General features: G+C 66.8%; 25 protein-coding genes and 2 pseudogenes. 17 read left to right on the top strand and 10 right to left on the bottom strand.

All coding sequences use genetic code 11. From position 1 onward, the window contains the following. Positions 1 to 113, top strand: a pseudogene (locus VQ042_RS10200) (IS630 family transposase); the annotation flags it as partial. A gap of 525 nt (positions 114 to 638) precedes the next feature. Here VQ042_RS10200 and VQ042_RS10195 read toward each other — a convergent pair. Continuing rightward, a pseudogene (locus VQ042_RS10195) lies at positions 639 to 1,002 on the bottom strand (transposase); the annotation flags it as partial. A gap of 407 nt (positions 1,003 to 1,409) precedes the next feature. Between VQ042_RS10195 and VQ042_RS10190 the strand changes: the two are divergent. The 5 genes from VQ042_RS10190 to VQ042_RS10170 all read left to right on the top strand — a co-directional run bounded on the left by VQ042_RS10190 (position 1,410) and on the right by VQ042_RS10170 (position 6,684). Continuing rightward, a complete protein-coding gene (locus VQ042_RS10190) occupies positions 1,410 to 2,243 on the top strand; it encodes a maleate cis-trans isomerase family protein (RefSeq protein WP_331818795.1) in 834 nt (277 codons plus the stop codon). Beyond that, positions 2,240 to 3,277 (top strand): TRAP transporter substrate-binding protein, encoded by a 1,038-nt coding sequence (locus tag VQ042_RS10185; RefSeq protein WP_331818793.1) that lies wholly within the window; start codon positions 2,240 to 2,242, stop codon positions 3,275 to 3,277. The genes VQ042_RS10190 and VQ042_RS10185 overlap by 4 nt, the downstream gene beginning before the upstream one ends. An 86-nt stretch (positions 3,278 to 3,363) precedes the next feature. Further along, complete coding sequence (locus tag VQ042_RS10180; RefSeq protein WP_331818791.1) at positions 3,364 to 3,918, top strand: TRAP transporter small permease subunit; 555 nt, start codon at positions 3,364 to 3,366, stop codon at positions 3,916 to 3,918. Positions 3,919 to 3,960: 42 nt separating this feature from the next. Continuing rightward, complete coding sequence (locus VQ042_RS10175) at positions 3,961 to 5,268, top strand: TRAP transporter large permease (RefSeq protein ID WP_331818789.1); 1,308 nt, start codon at positions 3,961 to 3,963, stop codon at positions 5,266 to 5,268. 6 nt (positions 5,269 to 5,274) lie between these two features. After that, positions 5,275 to 6,684, top strand: coding sequence for an amidase (locus VQ042_RS10170; RefSeq protein ID WP_331818787.1), 1,410 nt, complete (start codon positions 5,275 to 5,277; stop codon positions 6,682 to 6,684). On the opposite strand, the gene VQ042_RS10165 is transcribed toward VQ042_RS10170, so the two are convergent. Beyond that, positions 6,630 to 7,466, bottom strand: a complete 837-nt coding sequence (locus VQ042_RS10165; protein WP_331818785.1) for a hypothetical protein — start codon at positions 7,464 to 7,466, stop codon at positions 6,630 to 6,632. The genes VQ042_RS10170 and VQ042_RS10165 overlap by 55 nt on opposite strands. 128 nt (positions 7,467 to 7,594) lie before the next feature. On the opposite strand from VQ042_RS10165, the gene VQ042_RS10160 reads away from it, so the two are divergent. Further along, positions 7,595 to 8,305 carry a GntR family transcriptional regulator gene (locus VQ042_RS10160; protein ID WP_331818783.1) on the top strand — a complete coding sequence of 237 codons (711 nt, stop codon included), beginning with the start codon at positions 7,595 to 7,597 and terminating at the stop codon, positions 8,303 to 8,305. 296 nt (positions 8,306 to 8,601) lie between these two features. On the opposite strand, the gene VQ042_RS10155 is transcribed toward VQ042_RS10160, so the two are convergent. Further along, entirely contained in the window at positions 8,602 to 9,972 is a 1,371-nt protein-coding gene (locus VQ042_RS10155) for an ATP-binding protein (protein ID WP_331818781.1), read from the bottom strand. Beyond that, complete coding sequence (locus VQ042_RS10150; RefSeq protein ID WP_331818779.1) at positions 9,969 to 10,634, bottom strand: response regulator transcription factor; 666 nt, start codon at positions 10,632 to 10,634, stop codon at positions 9,969 to 9,971. Before VQ042_RS10150 ends, VQ042_RS10155 begins: the two co-directional genes overlap by 4 nt. Before the next feature lie 110 nt (positions 10,635 to 10,744). On the opposite strand from VQ042_RS10150, the gene dsbD reads away from it, so the two are divergent. From dsbD to VQ042_RS10120, 6 genes are all read left to right on the top strand, one after another. Further along, positions 10,745 to 12,631 (top strand): protein-disulfide reductase DsbD, encoded by a 1,887-nt coding sequence (gene dsbD / locus VQ042_RS10145; protein ID WP_331818777.1) that lies wholly within the window; start codon positions 10,745 to 10,747, stop codon positions 12,629 to 12,631. Position 12,632: 1 nt separating this feature from the next. Further along, the gene (locus tag VQ042_RS10140) at positions 12,633 to 13,439 is read left to right on the top strand and encodes a TlpA disulfide reductase family protein (RefSeq protein WP_331818775.1); all 807 of its coding nucleotides are present in this window, start codon (positions 12,633 to 12,635) and stop codon (positions 13,437 to 13,439) included. A gap of 1 nt (position 13,440) precedes the next feature. Further along, positions 13,441 to 14,121 carry a L,D-transpeptidase gene (locus VQ042_RS10135; protein WP_331818773.1) on the top strand — a complete coding sequence of 227 codons (681 nt, stop codon included), beginning with the start codon at positions 13,441 to 13,443 and terminating at the stop codon, positions 14,119 to 14,121. Between the two features lie 49 nt (positions 14,122 to 14,170). After that, positions 14,171 to 14,884, top strand: a complete 714-nt coding sequence (locus tag VQ042_RS10130; RefSeq protein ID WP_331818771.1) for a L,D-transpeptidase — start codon at positions 14,171 to 14,173, stop codon at positions 14,882 to 14,884. After that, entirely contained in the window at positions 14,881 to 15,495 is a 615-nt protein-coding gene (locus VQ042_RS10125) for a DsbA family protein (protein ID WP_331818769.1), read from the top strand. Before VQ042_RS10130 ends, VQ042_RS10125 begins: the two co-directional genes overlap by 4 nt. 226 nt (positions 15,496 to 15,721) lie before the next feature. Next, a complete protein-coding gene (locus tag VQ042_RS10120) occupies positions 15,722 to 16,306 on the top strand; it encodes an NAD(P)H-dependent oxidoreductase (protein WP_331818767.1) in 585 nt (194 codons plus the stop codon). 339 nt (positions 16,307 to 16,645) lie between these two features. On the opposite strand, the gene VQ042_RS10110 is transcribed toward VQ042_RS10120, so the two are convergent. Further along, positions 16,646 to 17,098, bottom strand: coding sequence for a MarR family winged helix-turn-helix transcriptional regulator (locus VQ042_RS10110; protein ID WP_331818765.1), 453 nt, complete (start codon positions 17,096 to 17,098; stop codon positions 16,646 to 16,648). A gap of 227 nt (positions 17,099 to 17,325) precedes the next feature. Between VQ042_RS10110 and VQ042_RS10105 the strand changes: the two genes are divergently transcribed. The 4 genes from VQ042_RS10105 to VQ042_RS10090 all read left to right on the top strand — a co-directional run bounded on the left by VQ042_RS10105 (position 17,326) and on the right by VQ042_RS10090 (position 20,279). Further along, positions 17,326 to 18,030, top strand: a complete 705-nt coding sequence (locus VQ042_RS10105; protein WP_331818763.1) for a glutathione S-transferase family protein — start codon at positions 17,326 to 17,328, stop codon at positions 18,028 to 18,030. A gap of 81 nt (positions 18,031 to 18,111) precedes the next feature. Continuing rightward, the gene (locus VQ042_RS10100; protein WP_331818761.1) at positions 18,112 to 18,717 is read left to right on the top strand and encodes a dihydrofolate reductase family protein; all 606 of its coding nucleotides are present in this window, start codon (positions 18,112 to 18,114) and stop codon (positions 18,715 to 18,717) included. A gap of 10 nt (positions 18,718 to 18,727) precedes the next feature. Then, a complete protein-coding gene (locus VQ042_RS10095; RefSeq protein ID WP_331818759.1) occupies positions 18,728 to 19,384 on the top strand; it encodes a glutathione S-transferase family protein in 657 nt (218 codons plus the stop codon). Positions 19,385 to 19,502: 118 nt separating this feature from the next. Continuing rightward, complete coding sequence (locus tag VQ042_RS10090) at positions 19,503 to 20,279, top strand: VOC family protein (RefSeq protein ID WP_331818757.1); 777 nt, start codon at positions 19,503 to 19,505, stop codon at positions 20,277 to 20,279. Between the two features lie 91 nt (positions 20,280 to 20,370). On the opposite strand, the gene VQ042_RS10085 is transcribed toward VQ042_RS10090, so the two are convergent. The 5 genes from VQ042_RS10085 to iolE all read right to left on the bottom strand — a co-directional run bounded on the left by VQ042_RS10085 (position 20,371) and on the right by iolE (position 23,799). After that, positions 20,371 to 21,048: a class II aldolase/adducin family protein gene (locus VQ042_RS10085; RefSeq protein WP_331818755.1), complete on the bottom strand. Its 678-nt coding sequence runs from the start codon at positions 21,046 to 21,048 to the stop codon at positions 20,371 to 20,373. Next, the gene (locus tag VQ042_RS10080) at positions 21,038 to 21,229 is read right to left on the bottom strand and encodes a hypothetical protein (protein ID WP_331818753.1); all 192 of its coding nucleotides are present in this window, start codon (positions 21,227 to 21,229) and stop codon (positions 21,038 to 21,040) included. The genes VQ042_RS10085 and VQ042_RS10080 overlap by 11 nt, the downstream gene beginning before the upstream one ends. A 233-nt stretch (positions 21,230 to 21,462) precedes the next feature. Continuing rightward, on the bottom strand, positions 21,463 to 21,897 hold the full coding sequence (locus VQ042_RS10075; RefSeq protein ID WP_331818751.1) for a hypothetical protein: 435 nt from the start codon (positions 21,895 to 21,897) through the stop codon (positions 21,463 to 21,465). A 111-nt stretch (positions 21,898 to 22,008) separates the two neighbouring features. Then, positions 22,009 to 22,818 (bottom strand): 5-deoxy-glucuronate isomerase, encoded by an 810-nt coding sequence (gene iolB / locus VQ042_RS10070; protein WP_331818749.1) that lies wholly within the window; start codon positions 22,816 to 22,818, stop codon positions 22,009 to 22,011. Between the two features lie 75 nt (positions 22,819 to 22,893). After that, entirely contained in the window at positions 22,894 to 23,799 is a 906-nt protein-coding gene (iolE, locus tag VQ042_RS10065) for a myo-inosose-2 dehydratase (RefSeq protein ID WP_331818747.1), read from the bottom strand. Positions 23,800 to 23,826 lie beyond the last annotated feature (27 nt).

The following is a 23,826-nucleotide window of genomic DNA, read 5'->3' as shown; positions in this document are numbered from 1 at the left end:
GCTTCGTCGCCGAGCACAACCAAAACCCGAAGCCCTTCGTCTGGCGCGCCGATCCAGACGCCATCATCGCTGCACGAAGCCGAGGGTTCCAAACGTTGGAGTCAATCCACTAGGCATCACCGATACTCACTTAATGGAGCATGCTAGCTTCATTATTAGCAGGTCCGCGAAGTACCGTCGCCTTTTTTATTGATAAGTCAGCATGACCTTGCGTAACTATCGCGGCATTTTCGCTCTCCAAACCGTGTAGGCGAAGCGTCCAAGCGTCCTATGGTTTCTTTGCACGTCAGATGCCAAGGACGGGTGCGCCGCGCTCTCCCTACAGTCTGCTGGGGATCTGAACTGTCTCCGCTTCCGCCGGTGGTGATTTCGCGTTCAACCGGGGGCACAGACAGGGGACATCGCAAATGAGACGATGCTGGTAATCGAGCGAGACGGCTGGCCCTGCCCGCCGCTGGACCGATCCAGCCTGGGCTATGCATCAAGTCGTCGCTGAAGCGCGCGGTTGACGGTGTCCGCTCTGCGTTCTCGAGCTCCGCCATGGGTGTTGGCGCGCTCGCGGTGGCGGCGCGGTTCGGGATGTTCGGGTTTTGAGGTTGCGGTTTCGGGGCGAGCGGGGGCGACGGCCGGGGCAGTCGTCAGACTGGCGCCATGCGCGGCAGTCGCTCGAGAAGCAGGCGCATCAGGGGGGCGGCGGGACAGGCGATCGGCAGGTGCAGCGTGATGCGGGTCTTCATGTCGTCGACGCGTGCGGCGATCTTCACGATACGCAGGCAGCGTGTCGAACTGGGCGCGCCGCCACGGCGAGCGCTTCGGCAGGGCGGCGCGCAGGGTCCACATCAGCCAGTAGGCGCCGGCATGCAGGAACAGCCTGAGCTGGTGGGCGGCGGCGCTGCTGCACGAAGTGCGATCGGCGGCGAGATGGGCTTTCCACGCCTTGATGTGGTTCTCGGCCTGGCCGCGGGCACAGTAGACGCCTTCGTACAGCGTCTTGCCGGCCCCCTGGGGCGCCCTTCATGGGCCGCGAGCCGGGCCTCGTATCGGCTCACCGCAGCCACCTCCTGCGTCGGTGCAGGCGCGGTCTTCTGAGGCCCCCTGGCGTCGCAGGGACGACCATGCCTGAGGTCACCTCTTCGCCACACGCCGACCCGGTTCCTTGGAGCCGGTGCGCGACCGATCTCATGGCTACTCTGCCAACATTTCCGCCCGCGGTCGACGCCCAGCCCCGCCTGTCAAATGGGCAGACTGCAATCCAATTCACCAGCGCAATGGCGTATATTTCATCAAAAACAGGGCTTTACATGACATTCAATTAACAATTGAATATGGAGTTCCAGAGGAATGCGGAATGAAGGTAGGCACGATTGGAACTCTCGCAGGCCATGCGGCCAGATGGCCCGATCAGGAGCATGCCGGCACGAATCGGGATGCTGACGCCGTCGTCGAACACGGTGCTCGAGCCCTACACGGCCGAGATCCTCCGCTCGTTCGGCGCAGAGGCCAGTGTGCATTTCGGCCGGTTCCGGGTCACCGAGATTTCCATGTCGAAAGGCTCGCAGGCGCAGTTCGACCTCGGTCCGGTTCTCGATGCCGCCCATCTCTTGGCCGATGCCCGCGTCGACGTCATCGCGTGGAACGGCACCTCGTCAGCCTGGCTCGGGCTGGAGCGTGATCTGGCGCTGTGCCAGGAAATCGAGGCCGCCACCGGCATCGCCGCGACGACGACGATGCTGGCCTATGACCGCCTGTTCCAGGCTGCAGGTGTCACGCGGATCGGCTTGGTCACGCCGTATCTCGGCGAGGTGCAGGAGCGGATCATTTCCAATTATACCCGTCAGGGCATCGAGGTGGTGGCCGAGCGGCATCTGGAAGACCGCGGCAATTTTTCGTTCTGCCAGTACACGCCGGACGCCGTCGCCGACTGCGTTCGCGGCGTTGCGGCAGCAAGACCGCAGATGATCGCGATCGTCTGCACGAATTTCCGCGGCGCACCGGTGGCAGCCGCGCTGGAACGCGAATTCAACATCCCCGTCATCGACTCGGTTGCCATCACGGCATGGGCCACGGCCCGCCTCGTCGACCTCGACACGGCCCGGATCACCGGCTGGGGCCGGCTGTTCGCCGAGTTTTCCAGCATCACAGACCTGCGGCCAACGCAGGCTTTCGCGACAGGCGTCCCGTCCGGTTCGGGCCCTGACACATCCTCTGCCGGCAAGCCGGCCTCAACGGAGAGTGCATCATGACATTCAAAGCCATGCTTCTGGCGGCCGCCTGTACGGCCGCCCTCGTCACCCCTGCCCTGTCGCAGACCATCGATCTGAAGGTGATGGGCCAGCCGACGTCGACGGGTCTCATCCCCAAAAACTACGAAGCGCCCTTCTTTGAGAACCTGGCGGAAAAGACCGGGTTGGACGTCAGCGCCAGCTACACGCCGGTCGACGTCACCGGCGTCAAGGACACCGAGCAGCTGCGGCTTCTCAAGAGCGGCCTGTTCGACATCATCTCCCTTCGCATGTCCCAAATCTCGCGGGACGAGCCGACCATTCTCGGCCTCGATCTCGTCGGCCAGAACCCGGATTACGCCACCGCCAAGAAAACGACCGACGCCTTCCTGCCCGTCGTCGACAAGCAGTTGCAGGAGAAGTTCAACACAAAGCTGCTCGGCGTCTGGCCGTTCGGCCCGCAGGTGCTGTTCTGTCAGCCCGACATCGCCAAGCTCTCAGATCTGAGCGGCAAGAAGGTCCGGGTCTACGATCAGAGCCTTGCCAATTTCGTCTCCTCGGTCGGCGGAACCCCTGTCCCGCTCAGCTTCTCGGAGGTGCAGCAGTCGCTGGCCCGCGGTGTTGTCGACTGCGCGATCACCGGCCCAAGCTCGGCGAACACCGCCGGCTGGCCGGAGGAGACCAGCAACATGCTGCCGATCGCGTTCCAGATTGCGGTGCAGGGTTACGGCATCAATCTCGACACCTGGAACAAGTTCTCGCCGGAACAGCAGGAAAAGCTCCAGACGGCCTTCGACGGCCTCGTCTCGGAGATCTGGGCCTATTCGGAGGAGATCTTCGAGGACGCGGTGCGCTGCAATGTGGGCGAGGAACCCTGCGATACGGTGCAGGCCTACGACCTCAAGCTGGTCCCGGTGTCCGACGAGGACCGGGCGACGATGCAGAGCGCGCTGCGCGACATCTCCTTCCCCGGCTGGCAGGAGATCTGCGACAAGGTCAACCCGACCTGCTCCGAAGACTGGCAGAAGACCGTGGGCAAGGCGCTCGGCCTCTAGTCTGACGTTGCACAATCCCGGGCGGCTGCAATGGCCGCCCGGCGCACGGCAGTTTTTTCGCGCTGCCACGGCATTGGGGACGGTTCATGCATCACTTCGCCAGGTTCGCCAGCTGGATATTCGGCATTTCGCTCGTCGCGCTGTCCTTCTTCGTGGCGGCGGAAACCGTCGCACGCAAGCTGTTCAACTTCTCGTTCGAGGGGGCCGACGAACTCGGCGGCTATGTCCTGGCCATCGGCTCGTCGCTAGCCTTCACGGTCGCTCTGGTCGACCGCGCCCATGTGCGGATCGACTTCCTGCATCGCAGGCTGCCGGCGACCGTCCGGTCCGTGCTGGACTGGCTGTCGATCGTCTCGCTCGCCCTGTTCGGCCTCTTCCTCATCTATGTCGGCCGGTTCGTCATCATCGACACCATGGCCTATGGCAGCACCGCGCCCACGCCCTGGGCGACGCCGATGATCTATCCGCAGGCCGGCTGGTACGCCGGCTATCTGCTCTTCGCCTTCGTCGCCACGGGCCTGGCGCTGTACGCCACCTTCCTGCTGCTGCGCGGCCGTCTCGACGACCTGTCCGAAGCATTCGACCCGAAAGGCGTCGACGACGAGGTCAAGGAAGAGCTGGAGAACGTCCATGCCCGCTGACCGCCCGTCCCGCCTTCTCCTCCCCGTTCCGGACCTCCGCCAATGACCGTTTCCGCCGTCATCATCGGGTTCGTCGCCATGCTGGCGATGCTGCTCGCAAGCGTGCCTGTAGCGGTGATCATGGTCGCGACCGGTGTCGTGGGAGGAACGCTGCTCTTCGGCTGGCCGCTCGTCCAGTCCATGGGCCCGGTCGCCTGGAGCGTCCAGAACGAGAATGTCCTGACCGCGATCCCGCTGTTCATCCTCCTGGGCGAATTGCTGCTTCGCGGCGGCATGGCCGACCGCATGTACACCGCCCTCGCCGTCTGGTTCGTCCGGCTGCCGGGCGGGCTGCTGCACACCAATATCGGGTCCTGCGCCCTGTTCGCCGCCACCTCGGGTTCGTCCGTCGCCACCGCCGCGACGATCGGCACGGTCTCGCTGCCCAATCTCGACCGGCGCGGCTACAAGCCGAGCCGGTCGCTCGGCTCCCTGGCCGCCGGCGGCACGCTCGGCATCCTGATCCCGCCCAGCGTCAACCTGCTTGTCTACGGCTCGCTCGCCGAGACGTCGATCGGCCAGCTGTTCATCGCTGGCATCGTTCCCGGCATATTGCTGACCCTCAGCTTCATGATCTTCATCGCCGTCCAGAGCCTGATCGAGGAACGCGGTTCCGAGGACGCGCGGGAGCCGTTGCTCCCGCTTCGCGAGCGTCTGGCCCTCGCCAAACATCTGATCCCGCCGATGATCATCTTCCTGGTCGTCATGGGCTCCATCTATGCGGGCATCGCCACGCCGACGGAATCGGCCGCCCTCGCGGTGGTCGTGGCCATCGGCTTCATTTTCCGCGAAGGCCGGCTGACCTGGGAGGTCGTCGACATCTGCTTTCGTCAATCCGCCAAGACCACCGGCATGATCCTCCTGATCATCACGGCGGCCTTCATGCTGAACGTCACCCTGGCCCTTGGCGGGGCCGCCCAGGCGATGACCCAGTGGGTCGCCTCCTTCGGGCTGTCGGCGACCGGCCTGCTTCTGATCCTGATCGTCTTCTATCTGTTCCTGGGCATGTTCATGGACGTCCTGTCGATGCAGGTCCTGACCATCCCCATCGCGCTACCGGTGGTCACGGCCGCCGGGGTCGATCCAATCTGGTTCGGCATCTTCGTCGTCCTGATGTGCGAACTCGGCATGATCACGCCGCCGGTCGGCATGAACCTCTATGTCGTGCAGGGCGTGCGAAAGGACGGCGGGCCCTTCACCGACGTCGTCTACGGCGCATTTCCCTACGCACTGATCATGATCGCCTTCACCATCCTCCTCATCTTCGCGCCGGAGATCGTCCTCTGGCTGCCGCGCAACATGTCGGGCTGATCGCACATGACCTCTTCTGCCACGGAAAGCTGGCGCCTCGACGCTTCGGCGCTGGTTGAGGGATACCGGCAGGGAGCGATCGACCCGATGGCGACGGTCGACGAGGCCCTGTCGCGAATCGCCCGCATCGATCCCTCGCTCAACGCCTTCGTCTGCCTGTCGCCCACGGCCCGCGCCGAGGCCGAGGCGTCGGCCGAACGCTGGCGAAACGGCACGCCCCAGGGCGCCCTCGACGGCGTGCCGGTCGCGGTGAAGGACAATCTCGCCGTGGCGGGAATGCCCGCCACCTTCGGCAGCCGGCTCTATGCCGACACGATCGCGCCGCAGGACGAATTGCCGATCCGCCGGCTGCGCGAGGCCGGCGCGATTCTACTCGGCAAGACGAACACGCCCGAATTCGCCGTCGAGGGCTACACGTCGAACGATCTCTTCGGCGTCACCCGCAACCCTTGGTCGCCGGACCTAACGCCGGGTGGATCGAGCGGCGGATCGGTCGCGGCGGTCGCGGCCGGGCTCGTGCCGGTGGGCATCGGCACCGATGGCGGCGGCTCGACTCGGCGTCCGGCGGCCTATACGGGCTTGGTCGGCTTCAAGCCTGGGAACGGCCACGTGCCACGCGCCGACGGCCTACCGCAGGTGCTGCTCGACTTCGAGGTCGTCGGCTGCTTCACCCGCTCGATCCGCGATGCCGCGCTCCTCGACAGCGTCCTTGCCGGGTCCGACCGCGCCGATCCCGCATCGCGCCGGCGTCCCACACCAGAGACGATCAGGCGGCCGCTGCGCATCCTGCTGGTCGAGCGGATCGACGCCAACCCGTGCGCGCCCGAGATCCTTTCGGCCGTGCGTGCCTCAGCGGACAGTTTCACCGCCATGGGTCACGACGTCACGCAGGCCGATCTGCCCTTCGACTGCGCGGGGCTCGCGGCGGTCTGGTCGTCGATCGCCGAGATCGGACTCGCACGCCTTCTGGCCGTCGAGCCCTGCTTCGCCGACAAGGCAAACGCCAAATATGTCGCCATGGCAGAGCGCGGCGCAGCGCGGTCCGCCAGCGATCTTCTGGAGATCATGGAGACCGTCGCTGCGCTTCGTAGGCGCGTGTCCCAGGCCTTCGCGTCGTTCGACCTGATCCTGATGCCGTCCTGCGCCGCGATGCCATGGGAGGCGACGACGGCCTTTCCGGACAGGATCGACGGCCAGGCCGTCGGCCCGCGGGGCCACGCCGTCTATACAGGCTGGGTGAACGCCGCCGGCCACCCTGCCATCAACCTGCCCTGCCAGGTCCGACCAGCAGACCTGCCGATCGGCTTTCAACTGGTCGGCGATCTCGGCGCAGAAGCGCTGCTTCTGGCCGTCGGGGCCGCCTATGAGGAACGATGTCCATGGGACGATCGCTGGCCGGACATCGCCGCATCCTGACCGCCGTCGGCATTGGCCTCGACGAAGGCGGTCCGCACATGGCCCAGGCCCGCGATCCAGCCGTCGATCCTCGTGCCCGGCGGAACGAACGGCAGGCCCGAAAGCGATCCGGTGGTGACGATCTGGCCCGGCCGCAGGCCTCCGCAATGGGTTCCGACCATCCGCGCAAATGCCATGAAGACCGAGAACGCGTCGCCACCCGGCACGGGCTGGCGGCCGGACACAACGTCCTGACCATTGAATGTCAGCCGGACCTCCGGCTGGCCGAGATCGAGCCCACCCGCTTCCGACGGCGTGCCGTAGACCAGGCCGCCATTGATCTGGTTGTCGGCCAGCTTGGCGAGCGGCGTCGCCTCCATGAATCCGTCCATCCGGCCGTCGACGATCTCGATGACCGGTATGGGGGTCACGCAGGCACGCGCCAGCGTCGGGAAATCGGGCGAGTCCAGCGGCGGCAACGGCCGCTCGAGGCGAAAGCCGATCTCGAGTTCGACGCCGCAGGCGCCCAGTTCGCGCGTCGAGAACGCAGCCCCGGACGCTCGCAGGCCACCCTCCAGCACCGGGGCGGCGATCACCGGATCCTCCGGTCTCTTGCGGCCGGTCTTCCAGGCAACGGCGGGGCCGCACGCGTCACAGACAAGCTGCTGGACCGCATAGGCGCCGTCGGGGCCGATCATCTCCCCGAGGCGATCGGCCTCGTCGCGGACCATCGGGTGATGCGAGCGCCGCGCCGCGATCAACGCTGCCGCCAAGGCTTCGACGGGATTTGGCTGGCCGGTCATCGGGCAGCCACTGGCGACCGGGCGTATGGCAGGGAACGGGATGACGGGCCGGCAGGCTGCATGGGATTATCTCCAGTTGGTCGTTTGGCGTACATAGAGGTAACGAGGCCTGCCGAGAAAGACCTGAGTTGAGCCCGATCTCCAGCACCCTTCCGCGATCCGGCCGTCCGTCCGGCGACCGCCCCGCAAAGGCGCGCATCCGGCGCCATTCCCTGCATCACGAGGTTGCCGAGACGCTGCGGCAGATGATCATCCACGGGGAGTTGCAGCCGGGCGAAAAGGTGCCCGTGGCCAGCCTGTCGGACAGACTCGGCGTCTCGCCGACGCCCCTGCGCGAAGCCCTGAAGGTGCTGGCCGAGGAACGGCTCGTGGTGATCGAGGTGAATCGCGGCGCGCGGGTCGCGCCGTATACGGGCGAGGAGGCGGTCAAGCTGTTCGAGGTCATCGCTTCCGTCGAGAGCCTTGCAGCGGAACTGACTACCCGGCGCATGAGCGACGGGGAGATTGCAGAGCTCGAAGCCATGCACGCCGCCATGGCGAAGGCCTTCCACGCGGGTGATAAGGATGCCTATTTCGACCTGAACTCGGCGATCCATCAGAAGCTGGTGACGGCGAGCGGCAACGAGGAACTGCAATATGTGCATGAGCGGCTGATGCTGCGGGCACAGCGCGGGCGGTACATGGCGATCCTCGATGCGGATCGATGGCTGCAAGCCTTTCAGGAACATGAAGCGCTCATGGCCGCGCTTCGTGCCCGCGACAGCGCGGCCGCCGCCGCGACCTGGCGCATCCACCTCCTTAACACCGGCAAGACGCTCGGGGAGGTCCTGCGGCGATAGCGAGGCGCCGACGGCGACGGGCTCGGCTGCGATCACGGCTGCGCTGTTGGCCCGGAACTGCTCGAGGGCCGGGCGGAACTCTTCCGGCTTTTCCCGAGCCAACGGCGAAGCCGTCGAAGGCTCGCTGGGCACGCGTGATGCTCCCGATGAACAGATGGTGCGAACTTGTTGCACGGCCCGCACTCGCAGTTGTCATTCGCCGTTCGCGTGAGGGACGAAAAAGATGATTGCGCGGCCCTTCCGCGAACTCCGGGGCTCTGCCTGGACGCTATCATGGCGATGTTCGACGATGCCGCCTACGATGACTGGCACGCCTGCGCTTCTCGTACCTGCAAGTCCGGAATCGTCAGGCGCGCCGCAAGTCCCCCGGATGCGCGATTCGACAGTTCGATATTTCCGCCGAGCTTCTCGGCGCACAGCTTGACAATGCTGAGCCCCAGCCCGCTGCCGACGGCCACATGGTCCCTGCCGCGGAAGAAGCGCTCCGTGGCCCGGGCCAACTCGTCGTCCGGCATGCCGGGCCCCTCGTCCTCCACCAGGATCGCTGCACCGGACCGGCGCAGCACCACGGTGCCGCCCTGCGGCGAGTGGCTGACGGCGTTTTCGACGAGGTTCCGCAAGGCCAGGCAGACCAGCCTCTGGTTGCCTGCCACGATGTCGTGCAGCGAGGCATCGACGACGAGATGTCCGCCCTTCTCCGCCAGCCGTGCCCTCTGGTCGCCGAGCAGATCGTGCAGTAGCGGCGCGAGCGGGACCGGCGACCGGTCGTCCTCGGCGGACACCGCTTCGGCCTCCGCCGTGGCGAGAAGCTGCCGCACCAGGCGGGAGGTCCGGTCCACGGCCGTGACGATCTGGGCGAGCGCTGCCGAGCGGATTGCAGCGTCGTCGCTTCGCGTGGCGATCTGGGCCTGGGTCTTCAGGCCGGACAGGGGCGTGCGAAGCTCGTGCGCCGCATAGGCCAGGAACTGCCGCTCGTGGTCGCGGGCCCAAGCCACCCGCTCCAGGAGCCCGTTCAGCGATGCAACCACCGGCCGGATCTCGGAGACGCTGGCTTCGCTCGGCAACGGGTGCAGCCCGTCGGCCTCGCGCTCGCCGAGGGTGGCGGCGAGCCGGTCGAGCGGCCGCATGCCGCGCCGGACGGCGAGCCAGATTATGCCTGCCAGCAGGGGTGCGATCAGCAGCATCGGCAGCAGCAGGCCCTTGACCATGTCGCGGACCAGGCGCGCGCGCATTTCCAGATTGTCGCCGACGAGGACCTCGACGCCGCTGGACGGATCGCGCACCGCATAGACCCGCCAGGTTTCCCCGTCGACGATCCGCTCGGCGAAGCCGTCCGTATGATTGGACAGCCGCTCGGCGGGAGCCCCGTCGGAACGGCCCAGCAGCGAGCCCGAGAGCGACCAGATCTGGCAGGACAGATGTCGCTCGTAGGGACCGCGCGCGGCATCGACGGCCGGGGCGGCAATCTGCGCCGCGGCATCCATGTCGATGTCCTGGCTCTGGACCAGCGAGGACACCATCCGTGCCGCTTCCATCAGCCGCGCGTCGAGGACGCGCTCCACCTCAGCACGGGTGCTGACGTAGATCCAGGCGGTGGCCGACAGCCAGACGACCCCCGTCGTGACCAGCAGCAGCAGGAATAGCCGACCCTTCAGCGACCCGGTCATTGGTCGGGCCTGCGCAGGCGGTAGCCGACGCCGCGCAGCGTCTCGATGAAGCGGCTGCCGAACTTGGCGCGAAGATTGTGGACATGTACCTCGACGGCGTTGCTCTCCACGCCCTCGTCGAAGCCGTAGAGCTTTTCCTCCAGCTGCGGCCTGGAGAGGATCGCGCCGGGATGCTGCATCAGGGCGTGGAAGACGGCGAATTCGCGCCGCGACAGGCGGATTTCGTGGCCATCCTTGACGGCCGTCATCGTCGCGGGGTCGAGCCGCACGCCGCCCCATTCGAGGAAGCTGCCGGCACGCGTCGAGGCTCGGCGCAGCAGCGCCCGCAGGCGTGCTGCAACCTCGTCGAGCTCGAACGGCTTGCCGAGATGGTCGTCGGCGCCGCCGTCGAGGCCCCGCACCCGGTCGGGCAAGGAGTCGAGGGCGGTCAGCAGCAGCACCGGCGTCGTGTCGCCGCGTCGGCGCAGCCGCGCCAGCATCTCGTGGCCCGATCCGTCGGGCAGCATGACGTCGAGGATCACGGCGTCGAACCCGCCGACCGCCAGCGCCGCTTCCCCAGCCTCGCAGCAATCGGCGAGGTCGGCGGTGAAGCCGCTCATGCCGAGACCGACCTTCAGGCCGTTCCCGATGATGTCGTCGTCCTCCACGATGAGTATGCGCATTCCTGCTCCGGTCCGTTGCTGCCGACGACTGCGATCCTGCCCATCCACCTTAAGGCTGCCTTAAGCTTGGAGTCCGACCACCCGGTCCAAGAAGTCGACCGGAGAGGATCATGGCGATCAGACGTTTCCTGGCCGCGGCCATCATGGCCGTCACCATCGGAGCACCCGTTGCGGCCGGCGCCCAGTCGGAGCCGCTGGCCGTCGACAAGGCCTTCGCGCTGACCGGCACCGCGACCGCCACCGGTGGCGTCGAACTGCGCTGGGCGATCGCCGAGGGTTACTACCTCTATCGCGACAAGATTGCGGCGACGACCCCGACGGGCAGGAGCATCCCGCTCGACCTGCCCCGCGGCGAGTCAAAGGACGACCCGAATTTCGGCACCATGGAGGTCTTCCACGACGCGGCGACAGCCACGCTGGCTTCGGTGCCGGCCGGGGCCTCCGAGATCGCCGTCTCGTTTCAGGGATGCCAGGAGAATGGCATCTGCTACCGGCCGGTGACGCGGACGATCGAACTGGCGGCGGCGCAAAGCGGGCCAGGGACCCAGGGGCAGCCTCTGGCGCGTCCCGCCAACGGTGGATCGGAATGGCCGGCGCTGACGCCATCCACTTTCCGCGATGCCTTCGAGACAACACGCGCTAGCACGGTGGTCAGCAACCTGCCGGCGACGGCTCAATCGCCGAACTCCGGGATCCAGGTGGACCGCGCATCCGGCGGCCTCGTCGGATCGCTGCTCGCCGACGGCGGTGCGGCCTGGGCGATCGGCATGTTTTTCCTGCTGGGCGTCGGCCTCGCCTTCACCCCTTGCGTCTTCCCGATGTACCCCATCCTTGCCGGGCAACTCGGCCGGCAGACGGGCCGCTCATCGGCCAGGCGGGGGCTGCTGCATTCCTCGATCTATGTGCTGGCCATGGCCATGGCCTTCGGCATGCTCGGGGTCGCCGCCGCCTGGTCCGGCCAGAATCTCCAGATGGCCCTGCAATCGACGCCCGCCATCATCGCCGTGTCACTGGTCTTCGTCGGACTGGCGCTGTCGATGTTCGGCCTGTTCGAATTGCGACTGCTGAGCGCCTGGACCAACGCCGTCGCCGGCGCCACGGCCGGGCGCCGCGGGATCGGCTCGACCGCAGCCCTCGGCTTCACCTCGGCGCTGATCGTCGGCCCCTGCGTCACGGCGCCGCTCGCCGGCGCGCTCATCTATATCGGCCAGACCGGCGACGTGAGCCTCGGCGCTGGCGCCCTCTTCGCGCTCGGCCTTGGCCAGGGCGTGCCGCTTGTCGCCTTCGGCACATTCGGCGCGGGCATCATGCCCCGGGCCGGACCCTGGATGCAGGCCGTCACCTACGCCTTTGGCATCGCCTTCCTGGCGCTCGCCATCTGGATGATCGGCCGCATCCTGCCGCCCGTCGTGTCGCTGTGGCTCTGGGCAGCACTGCTGATCGGCGTCGGGGTAGCGCTAGGCGGGCTCGGCGGCCGCAGCGGCCAAAGCGGCATAATGCGCCGGCTTGGCCAGACGGCGGGCGTGCTGGCCCTGATCTACGGGGGAACGCTCGCCGTCGGCGCGGTCGCCGGGGCGAATGATCCCCTGCGCCCGCTTGCGCCCCTGGCCTCGAACGGCGCGGCACGCGTTGCCGAAACGCTGAGCTTCGACATGGTCGAGGCGCCGGAAGCGGTGGCGGAGGCGATCGCCACGGGCGACCGGCCGACGCTGCTATACTTCACCGCCGACTGGTGCGTCAGTTGCGACGTGATCGAGCGCGAAGTGTTCGGTGATCCGGCGGTGCAGGCACGGCTCGCCGGATATCGGCTGCTCAAGGTGGATGTCACCGACGAGCGCCCCGGATCCACCGCGCTGATGTCCGAGCTTGCGGTCGTCGGGCCGCCGACCATGCTGTTCGTCGCCCCCGACGGCACCGAGGCGCCCGGATCGCGCGTCGTTGGCGAGATCTCCGCCGAGGACTTCCTCGAGCGCGTCCGCCTTGCGAGGGGCAACTGACATGACCGCCCTCACCCTCGGCCCGCTGGTCTTCGCGGGCGACCGCCTTGCCGGCATCATCGCCTTCGTCGTGTTTCTCGCCGTCGCCGCCCTCCTCACGCGCCAAGTCGACACCCGGCTGGGCAACTGGTCGCTGACGGTCGTGCCGATCGGCCTCGTCGCGGCCCGGCTCGGGCATGTCGCGCTGCACTGGGAGACCTTCGCGCCCGAACCGCTGCGGATCTTCAGCATCCGGGAAGGCGGCTTTTTGGTGTGGGCCGGGCTCGCCGCCGCGCTGCTCTACACGCTCTACGTCTTCCGCGATGTCCGCCTGCGGGCATGGTCGATCGGCGCGCTGGCCGGCGCGTTCGTCGTCTGGAACACCGCCTGGCAACTCGTCGCCACCACCACCGCCCTCGCCGCACCGGCCGAAAGCTTCGCGATGCTCAACGGCGCCGACCGGTCTTTGTCGGACTTCGCCGGGAAGCCGGTCGTCCTCAATCTCTGGGCGACCTGGTGCCCGCCATGTCGCCGCGAGATGCCGATGATGGTAAGCATGGCCGCAGCCCGCGACGACGCGGTGTTCGTCTTCGCCAACCAGGGCGAAGGCGCGCAAACCGCGTCGCAGTTCATGGCGAGGGCCAACCTCAAAATCGACCATGTCCTGCTTGATCGTGGGTATGCGCTCGCACAGCATTACGGCGTCTCCGGCTACCCGGCCACGCTGTTTCTCGACGCGACCGGAACGCTCCGCTCGCTGCATTTTGGAGAGATCTCGCGCGAAGCCCTCGCGGCGGGAATCGATAGCGCCAAGGCGGAATCGGACTGACATGACCTTCCAAAGCTTTCACCGCACCGGCCTGCTCGCCGCGACGTTCCTTGCGATGGCGGGTTGCTCGTCCGTCGGCGACCTGCCCCGGACCGTGCTTGGCTACGCCGCGCCAGGCCTGGTCGGCGATCCGCGCTATGCCGCCTTCGAGGACAATGGCCGCTCAATCCCGGCCATTCCCGCCGTCCACCTCACCGACGAGAACCGGCGCCAGATCGTCGACTTCGCCGGCTCTGAAGCCCCGGGCACCATCGTCGTCGATCCGGCCGCGCATTTCCTCTATCTCGTCGAGGACGACGGCAAGGCCATGCGCTACCGCGTCGGCGTCGGCAAGGCGGGCTTCGCCTTCGCCGGGAACGCCACGATCGCCCGCAAGGCCGAGTGGCCGGGCTGGACGCCCACCCCCAACATGCTGAAGCGCGAGCCCGAGCGGTTCGGCCCCTATGCGGGCGGCCTCGAAGGCGGCCTCGGCAACCCGCTCGGCGCGCGCGCCCTCTATCTCTATCGCGGCGGCCAGGACACCTATTACCGGATCCACGGCACCAACGAGCCGTCGACGATCGGCCGGTCGGTCTCGTCGGGCTGCATCCGCATGTTCAACCAGGACGTCATCGACCTCGAAAACCGCGTTCCCGTCGGCGCGAAAGTGGTCGTGCGCCGTGCAGGGGGCTCCGTCGCCTAAGCGCGTCCGCCCATCCAGACCCACCCAGTCCAGACCCAGGAAGATCAGAATGCTGAAAACCTTGCCGCGGGCAGCCATGCTCGTTCTCGCGGGGCTGGCGCTTGCCGCCTGCTCCACGACCGACCAGACTCAGTCGCAACTCGCTTATGCCCCCACACCGCCGCCGACCGACCCCCGGATCGGGCAGATGTACGGGGCCGTCGAGGACAATGGCTGGCAGATCCCGGCCGTCGACCCGGCGCAAATGGACCCGCGCAACATCCGCCAGGTGGTCGACTATGCCACCGACGAGCCGATCGGCACGGTGGTCGTCGATCCGCATGCCCGTTTCCTCTATCTCGTCATGGAGAACGGCAAGGCGATGCGCTACGGCGTCGGCGTCGGCAAGGCCGGCCTGGAGTTCACCGGAGAGGGCCTCATCGCGCGCAAGGCCGCCTGGCCACGCTGGACGCCCACCCAGGACATGATCAAGCGCGAGCCGGAGAAATACGGCGGCGAACTGCGCGACGGCATGAAAGGCGGCATCGAAAACCCGCTCGGCGCCCGCGCCCTCTATCTCTTCAAGGGCGGCCGCGACACGCTCTACCGTATCCACGGAACCAACCAGGAATGGTCGATCGGCCAGGCCGTCTCGTCGGGCTGCATCCGCATGCTCAACCAGGACGTCATCGACCTCAATCAGCGGGTGCCGCCGCAAACCCGGATCGTGGTGCTCGGGCCGGACGGCCGGCCGCAGACCAACGCAGCAGGAGAAACGTCATGAGCCGTCTCGACCGCCGCAGTTTGCTCGCAGGCAGCCTTGCGCTCGGCGCAATGCCGCTGATCGCCCGAATCGCCTCAGCCGCGCCCGATCCCATGTCGAAGGAGGCCGTCCTGTTCGACCCCGAGGTGCCGGTGCTCGGCAACCCGGAGGGCGACGTGACCATCGTCGAGTTCTTCGATTACCAGTGCCCCTACTGCAAACAGGCGCATCCCGACGTGGTCAGGCTGGTGCACGAGGATGGCGGCATCCGCCACGTGATGAAGGACTGGCCGATCTTCGGGCCGGCGTCGCTCTACGCGGCCCGCCTGACGCTCGCCGCCGGCGAGCATCACCCGAAGGCGCTGGCGGCCTTGATGGCGACGCCCGGACGGCTGACGCCCGAACAGGTCGAGGCGACGCTGACCCAGGCCGGCTTCAAGATCGCGGCCCTCGATGCCGCTTATGATGCCGACAGCGACAGGATCAACGGTATCCTCCAGCGCAACAGCGCCCAGGCTGAGAATTTCGGCCTGATGGGCACGCCCGCCTATGTGGTCGGGACCGTTCTCTTTCCGGGCGTGGTGGCGCCGGCCGACATGCAGCAGGCCGTCACGCAAGCACGGAACGGCTGAGGCTGCGCTCCGCACGCGCGGACGGCAGAGTTGAGGATCGCCTTGCGGATGCGCGGCGGCCGTCCTGGGACGGCAGAGTCCCAACATCCGCAACGCGCTCGGCCGCCAGGTCTTCGTGCCGGAGCCGGGCGGCGGATGCCATGGCAACCAGTGCCCTTGATCTGCATCAAGGACGGGCCTGTGAACCGGCGGCTCTATGGGCCATCGCAGCCAAGCCGAGGATGCCATGTCCCGCCAGATCGCTATCATCCAAGGCCATCCCGATCCCGATTCACGGCGTCTCTGCCGCGCACTGGCCGATGCCTATGATGCGGGTGCGCAGGAGGCCGGGCACGTGACGCACAGGATCGATCTGGCGACGCTCGATATTCCGCTTCTGCGCACGCAGCACGCCTTCGAGCACGATCCGGTGCCGGACACCCTCTCTGCCGCACGGGACGCGATCACGGCCGCGGATCACGTGGTGCTCGTGTTTCCGCTGTGGCTCGGGACCATGCCGGCACTGGTGAAGGCGTTCCTGGAGCAGGTCATGCGCCCCGGCGTCGCTTTCGCATATCAGGAGAGGAAATTGCCCCGGAAGCTGCTGGCCGGCCGCTCCGCCCGTGTCGTGGTGACGATGGGCATGCCGGCCCTCGCCTATCGGCTGTGGTACGGCGCACACGGGCTGAAGGCGCTGGAGCACGGCATCCTGCGGTTCGTCGGCATCAGGCCCGTTCGCTGGACCCTCCTCGGCATGGTCGCAAACGCGAAGGAACCAAAGCGCCGCAAATGGCTCGACAAGATGCGGGATCTCGGGCGAAAGGGGATCTAGCGAAACGGGGCATGAACCGGGCGACTGCGGAAGCCATCGGGTGCGCTGGAGCGGCGAGGCCCATTGGATGCCATTGGGCGATACGGAATTCGGCCTTGGCTACGAGAACGCGACCAGGCATCCGGCCCCTTGCGAGGTGATCCTCGGTCCAGGCGGCGTTTCGGAAAACCGAGATCCTGCTCGCCTACGGGCGACGGCCTTCGCTTCCAGCTTCCGATGAGAGGTCGCCTCCGTCCGTCGAACTGTTATTTGCGATCCCCTGGCAAGCCTGCTGACACGGCGGCGCGCGCTCCGGCATCGCCGCCGAATGCATCATCTGCCCTGAAAGCGGGCGAGAGGTCATGCGAGCGCATTGAGCCCTGCCCGCAATGCGCTCGGGTCAGCCAGGGCGGCCTCGATCGCATCCTGGGTCGCATGCCAGATCGGCACGGCGTCGGCGAGCACCGAGTGCCCCTCCTGCGTCAGGCACAGCAGCCGTGCCCGCCGATCATCCGGATCGGGCGCCACCGTCAACAGGCCGCGCTTTTCCAAGGGCTTGAGGTTGGCCGTCAGCGTGGTCCGGTCCATCGCCAGGAGCCCGGCGACGGAGCCGAGGGTCGGTGGCTTCGGGCGATTCAGCGACATCAGCAGCGAGAACTGGCCGCTGGTAATGCTGGTGGGCCGCAGCGCCTCGTCGAAGCGGCGCGCCATGGCCCTCGCCGCCCGCTGGGCGTGGAGGCAGAAACAGTGATCCCGGACGAGAAGCGTTGTCTCGTAGGACACCTGTGGCGGTGATTCGATGGCCGTTGACATGCCTTTTATATGTTGATATCAACCTTTCTGTCAACAGATCCGTCGCCCGAACCGGGGAGGCCCGCGCGGGAGCAAACCGGCTCCGATCCCGCCACTTTGGGCGAACCTTAGCGCATCCTTCCAACCGAGACGCCGAGCCCACGGACGACGACAGATCCCCGCGCGACACCGGTCGCCGGGTTGACGCATCGGCCGGGCAAACCGGCACCCTGATCAGATACTGCGGCATGATTGCAGGCGGTGAAGAGGAGGTGACCATGCGCAACGCCAGGATCGCTGTGACGGCCTATGACTGGGTGCCGTCCTTCGCGCAGGGACAGGTCCGCGACCTGCGCGTGCGCTGGGCCCTGGAAGAGGCCGGGCTGGATTACCAGCCGATCATCCTGGAGCAGGGCTCGCAGACCGCGCCGGACAATCTGGCGCGCCAGCCCTTCGGCCAGGTTCCGGCCGTGGAGATCGACGGACAGACGATGTTCGAATCCGGTGCCATCGTCTGGCGGATCGCCGAGGCGAGCGATGCGCTTCTGCCGGCCGATGCCCACCGGCGCGACCTTGCGCTCTCGTGGGTCTTCGCCAGTATCAATTCGGTCGAGCCGCCGATCGCGATGCTTGCCGAACTCGATTTCTTTCCCGGCGATTCCGGCGCCAAGGCGAAGATGCGGCCCGGCGTGGTCGACGCCGTTCAGCAGCGGCTCGACCAGCTCCAAGCGGCGCTCGGCGACCGCGACGGTCTCCTCGGCGACTTCTCCGTGGCCGATCTGATGATGACGACGGTCCTGCGCACGCTCGGTCACACCGAGATACTCCAGGCCTTTCCGGTGCTCGACGCCTATGTCGCGCGCCACACGGCGCGGCCGGCGTTCAAGAAAGCCCTCGCCGATCAGCTCGCACCGTTCCCGCAGAATGCCGCGCGATACGAGCGCGCAGCCTGACCCAGAATTCGACGCCGCCGCGCAAGGTCCCGGTGGACGACGCGATTGCATCTTGCACGGCCGACCTTGGGGAGCTTCACGATGCGGCGAATTACGGCAGGCCTGTTCCAGTCGCTGGACGGTGTCGTCCAGGCGCCGGGCGGACCGCAGGAGGACGAGAGCGGCGGCTTCTCGCTCGGCGGCTGGACCGCGCCGCATTTCGACGAAACGGTCGGCGCCTTCATGGACGAGGTGTTCGATGGCCCGTTCGATCTGCTGCTCGGCAGGGCAACCTACGACATCTTCGCGGCACACTGGCCGCGCATCACCGGCGACGCCTTCGCCGACAGGTTCAACCAGGCTGCAAAATATGTCGTGACGACATCATCCGCCCCGCTCGCCTGGGCCAATTCCCATGCCCTGGCGGACATCGAGGCCGTCGCATCACTGAAGCAGACCACCGGCCCCGACCTGATCGTGCAGGGCTCCAGCACGCTTTACCCCGCTTTGCTGTCGGCAGGTCTCATCGATCGGCTGTTCCTGATCACCTTTCCGATGATCCTCGGTCGCGGCAAGCGCGCCTTGCGGGATTCCGAGCCCGGTGCCTGGCACCTTCTCGATCACCGGGTGTCGCAGAGCGGCGTCATCATCGGAGTCTATGAGCCGGCCGGGGCTGTGGCGACCGGATCCTTCGCCCTCGAAGATTGAGGCCGCTGTCATGCCGACCCTCTACGCCCACCCGTTCTCGTCATACTGCCAGAAGGTGCTGACCGCCCTCTACGAGAACGCGACGACTTTCGATTACCGCGTCCTGGGACCGAACGATCCGGCAGCGATGGACGAGGTGAAGGTCATCTGGCCGTTCGGCAAGTTTCCGCTGCTCGTCGATGAAGGCCAGCCTGTGATCGAGGCCTCGATCATCGTCGAGCATCTGGGCCTGCACCATCCCGGACCGGTCACGCTGATCCCCGCCAATCCGGAGGCGGCGCTGGAGGTCCGGTTCTGGGATCGGTTCTTCGACAATTACGTCGCGACGCCGCAGCAGAAATGCGTCGAAGACGCGATGCGCCCGGACGGCATGCACGATCCGGAGGGTGTGGCCCGCGCCAGACAGGCGCTCGAGACCGCCTACGATTATATCGACCAGAGGATGGCGGGACGCGAATGGGCTGCCGGCCAAGGGTTCAGCCTCGTGGACTGCGCCGCGGCGCCGCAACTGTTCTACGCCGACTGGACCCACCCGATCGCCGAACGCTTCGCTCATGTGCGGGCCTACCGCAATCGTCTCAACACTCGTCCGTCCTTTGCGCGCTGTATCGAGGAGGCCCGTCCGTACCGGCCGCTGTTTCCGCTCGGAGCGCCCGACCGGGACTGACCGTCATCCAGATCCCGGATGGGCAGCGCGTCTTTCCACACATGACTCCCGGCGGCGCCCTCCGCGTCCGTCATCCAATGCCCATGCCCCACTACCTGAACACTGCAGGAGACCAATCATGGCCAATGCCGCAGGAACCCCGATCTGGTACGAGCTCCTGACCCCCGACCCGGACGCCGCGCAGGAATTCTACGCCGAAGTCATCGGCTGGAGCTTCGCTCCGTCGGGTCATCCCGGCATGGACTACCGCATCATCTCGGCGCCCGACGGCATGCCCGTGGCGGGCCTGATGAAGCAACAGGACGGCATGGAGACCGACGCCGCATGGGTGGGCTATCTGGCCGTCGCCGATGTCGATGCCGCTGTCGACACCGTCGAGAAGGCCGGCGGCGCGACCCACATGCCGGCAACGGCGATCGACGGCGTCGGTCGCATGGCGATGCTCGCCGACCCTCATGGGGCGATATTCTACGTCATGCGCGGGGAAAGCAGCGAGGAAAGCCACGCCTTCCAGCAAGCTGACGAGGCCATGCCCGGTCATGCCGTCTGGAACGAACTCTCGGCGAAGGACCCGGAGGCGGCGCTCGCCTTCTACAGCACGGTGTTCGGCTGGCACCAGGAGGGCGCAATGCCGATGGGCGAGCTCGGCGACTATCGCTTCCTGACATGCGGGACGGTGCGTTTCGGCGCGCTCATGGGCGAAGCGCCGGGCGGCCGCCTCGGCTGGCAGTACTACTTCATGGTCCCGGACATCGATGCCGCTCATCGGCGCCTGTCTTCGGCGCGCGGCAAGGCGATCCACGGCCCCGACGAAATTCCCGGCGGCGCCTTCTCGATGGTCTGCGAGGATCCGCATGGCGCCCGCTTCGGCATGGTCGGCCCGCGCATGGGCTGACGGCAGCAGGGCACGCTTCTCGACCTGCGACCCCAAGAGGCAGCAGAGCCCAGGTGAGCCGGTGGTTGCAGACGGAGGGCGGCGGGCGCGTTCATCCGAGCGCTGCCGCGTCGCGGGATTGCAGGCCGTAGCTCCCGAACGCCTCCAAGACCTCGGCGATCTCGGCATCGCTGAGGATCACCGGACCGCCCGCGAGCTGCAGGCTGTGGTGATATTGCCGGGCCAGCGTTTCCAGCTCGACCATGCGCCACATCGCCTTGGCGAGATCGCTGCCGATGGTGATGGCACCGTGATTGGCGAGCAGGCATCCCGTGCGCCCGTCCAGCGCCGCCAGCGCCTCGCGCGACAGCGCTTCCGTGCCGAAGCGCGAATAGCCCGAGCAGCGGACATCGGTGCCGCCGAACACGGCGATCATGTAGTGGCAGGCGGGGATCGCGCGACGGGTCATCGCGAGGCTCGTGGCGAAGACCGGATGGGCATGGACGACCGCGCCGGCATCGGGCCGTGCGCGCAGTATGTCGCGGTGAAAGCGCCATTCGGTCGAGGGCGTCAGCGGTCCGGACCAGTTTGTGCCGTCGCCGTCCAGCGGCATGGAGACGATCATCTCCGGCGTCAGCTCCTCGTAGGGCGTCGCGCTCGGCGTCAGCAGCATCGCCTCGCCATGGCGCGCCGAGATGTTGCCCGACGTGCCCTGGTTGATGCCGTTGCGGTTCATCTCCAGGCACAGATCGATGATCGTCTGGCGCAAGGCCCGTTCGCTATCGCGCATCCGCGCCCTCCCGCTGCATTTCGTTTCCACTCCGGCCAAGGGCCGACAGGATCGTCTCGACGACCTCGACGAAGCCCTGCCCACCCGTGCGCGCGGCGACGATGGCCAGCTCGGCCTCCATCTCGCCGATAAAGTTGGGGACGTCGACCCCCCCGCGGCTGTTCGGATAGAAGCCGAACATACGCGCGTCGTTCGGCTGTCCTCGACGAAGGCGTTCCGGTATTTCTGCGCGTCGAGATAGATGCCGAGAATCTCCGCCGCAAAGAGCCGGCTCATCGACAGCTTGTCACAATCGCCGAACCAGCCAACGACGTGGGTGGACAAATCTTCGCGACCGCCCCGGCCAGGGTCAGATACATTTCGGGGGCGACGGCGAGGCATCCTCTTTATCGGCCCCGAACCGGCCCGTGAGGGCTATTGGTTGGCGGTTACGCTCAGGTTCAGGATGTCCGGCAAGGTTGCCGGTGCCGAGGGCTCATCCTCGCCAACTCCCGGCTTCACCATGAAGTTGCCGAGATCGAACTGGCTGGTGAGAACGCCATTATCGGAAAAGACGTTGTCGATCTTCGAGCCGGTCAGGCTGAAACTGACCTCGCCGCCTTCGGTAACCTGCGCCTCGCCGAGCGTCGCGCGTTCGAAATACAGGTCGGACGACGTCGGGGTCGTCGAGGATTGGTCCGCCCCGGCAATCTCAACGCCTTCAAGAACGAAGTCGTCGATCTTCCAGCCGCTTGATGCGTTGGCGCGTTCCAGATCGGTCGAGAAACGTCTGATCGCGTATCCCTCTTCCCGCGATCCCGTCACTCCCTCGAACAGGAGGTCCCCAGCCTTGACGCTCGTGTCGTCCACGGAAAAGGTGACGTCGTTCAGGACGACGTCGTCACCGCGTTCTTCGGCGCCTGCATAGGTGATCGAGAGATTGCAAGATTTCAGACTGTAAGCTGGAAGCTGACAGCTTCCTCAGTCCGCGTCGCGCCGGGCAATCCAGTCATGGTCGGGGTGGTTCTGGAAGCGCCACTGGCGGCGGGGGCCAGCCATGACGTTGAGATAGTACATGCCGTAACCGTGCGGCGCACCGCAGGGGTGATGGCCCTTGGGAACCAGCACGACATCGCCGTCGTGAACCGTCATCGTCTCGTCCAGGCTGCCATCCTCGGTGAAGACCCGCTGGAAGCCGAAGCCCTGGGGCGGGTCGAGGCGGTGATAGTAGGTCTCTTCCAGATAGGTCATCTCGGGAAAGTCGTCTTCGTCGTGGCGATGCGGCGGATAGGACGACCAGTTGCCGGCGGGCGTGAAGACCTCGGTGACGAGGAGGCTGTCTGCGACGTCACGCTCCTCCATCGCGATTGCGTGGACGTGTCGGACATTGGCGCCCTTGCCCTTGGTGATCCGGGGAACGCCTTCCGGGCCGATGATCTTCGCCGCGTGTCCCCCCTTTCCAGGCGCCCGGCAGACGCCGAGCGTCAGGTCCGTCGTCGCCTCGACGCTCCAGTTCGAACCGTTCGGCACGTAGACGGCATGGGGCGGGGTCTCCTCGAACACCGACATTCGGTAGCCGCGTTCGCCGAAATCTTCATCGCCGGCGCGGATCTTCGCCCTGCCCTCGACGAGAACGAGGATCGCCTCCTCCTCGCCGGTCTCGGCCGATGCCGTCTCGCCGGGCTTCAGGCGATGCAGCGCAAAACCGACATAGGACCAGCCGGCATCGGCAGGCGTGATGTCGTGGACGAGGCCGGTGTCGCCCTTGGGACGGCGAAGAAGTTCAGGCATCGGGTCCTCCGGGTTTGGATGCAAAGGGTCGGGCCGTGCGACCGGCAGCCGCTATCGGCGACGTTTCGTCGGTTCTCAGGCGGTCGTGAGGCCGACTTCGGCGGCGAGTGCCTTCAACGTCTTGAGCCCGAGGCTTTGATACTCGAAGGGATTGCGGACCTCCGGATCCTGCTCGGCTTCTATGACGATCCAGCCGTCGTAGCCGTGTTCGGCGAGGAGTTTGAGGCAGGGACCGAAGTCGACGCCGCCCTCCGCGTCGCCCGGCACGGTGAAGACGCCACGGCGCACGGCTTCGAGAAAGGACAGGCCGTCGCGGCGCACCTCGGCCATGACGGCTGGACGCACGTTCTTGGCGTGAAAATGCGCAACCCTGGACAGATGGCGCTCCAGGTACGGCGCCGGATCCACGCCGTTGCCGCCGAAATGGAAATGCCCCGCGTCGAACAGCAGCCTCGTCGCCGGGCCGGTATGGGCCATGAACTGGTCGAGCTCGGCGGGTGTCTCGACGATTGTGCCCATGTGATGATGATAGACCAGCGGCACGCCCTCCGCGGCGCAATGCGCGGCCACCGTCTCGACCTTTTCGCCGAAATCGGGCCATTGGTCCGGCTGCAGGACGGGCGAGGCCGCCAGCCCGACCGCGTCGTTGCCGTGGATCGCGTTGGACGTCTCGCAGGCGATGCACACGGTACAGCCGAGCGCCTTGAGCCGGTCGAGATGCGGCTGGATCAGCGCGATCTCCTGTTCGGCCGAATGGACGAGTAGATTGAGCGAATACCAGGCCGAGACGAAGGCCAGGCCGTGGGGCTGGAGGACGTCTCGCAACTCGGCCGGATACCACGGGAATTTATGCCCGTTCTCGATCCCGTCGAAGCCGATCGCGGCCGCTTCCGTCAGGCATTGATCGAGGGAGATGTGGGCGCCGAGGGTCTGGTCGTCGTCGTTCGACCAGGCGATGGGGTTCGTGCCGAAACGGATCATGGCCGGTTTCCAGTCTCAGGAGATCGA

The sequence above is a fragment of the Aurantimonas sp. A2-1-M11 genome, assembly GCF_036549475.1.
In the GTDB taxonomy this organism is placed as follows: Bacteria; Pseudomonadota; Alphaproteobacteria; order Rhizobiales; family Rhizobiaceae; genus Aurantimonas.
This window is presented reverse-complemented; position numbering and strand designations above follow the sequence as displayed.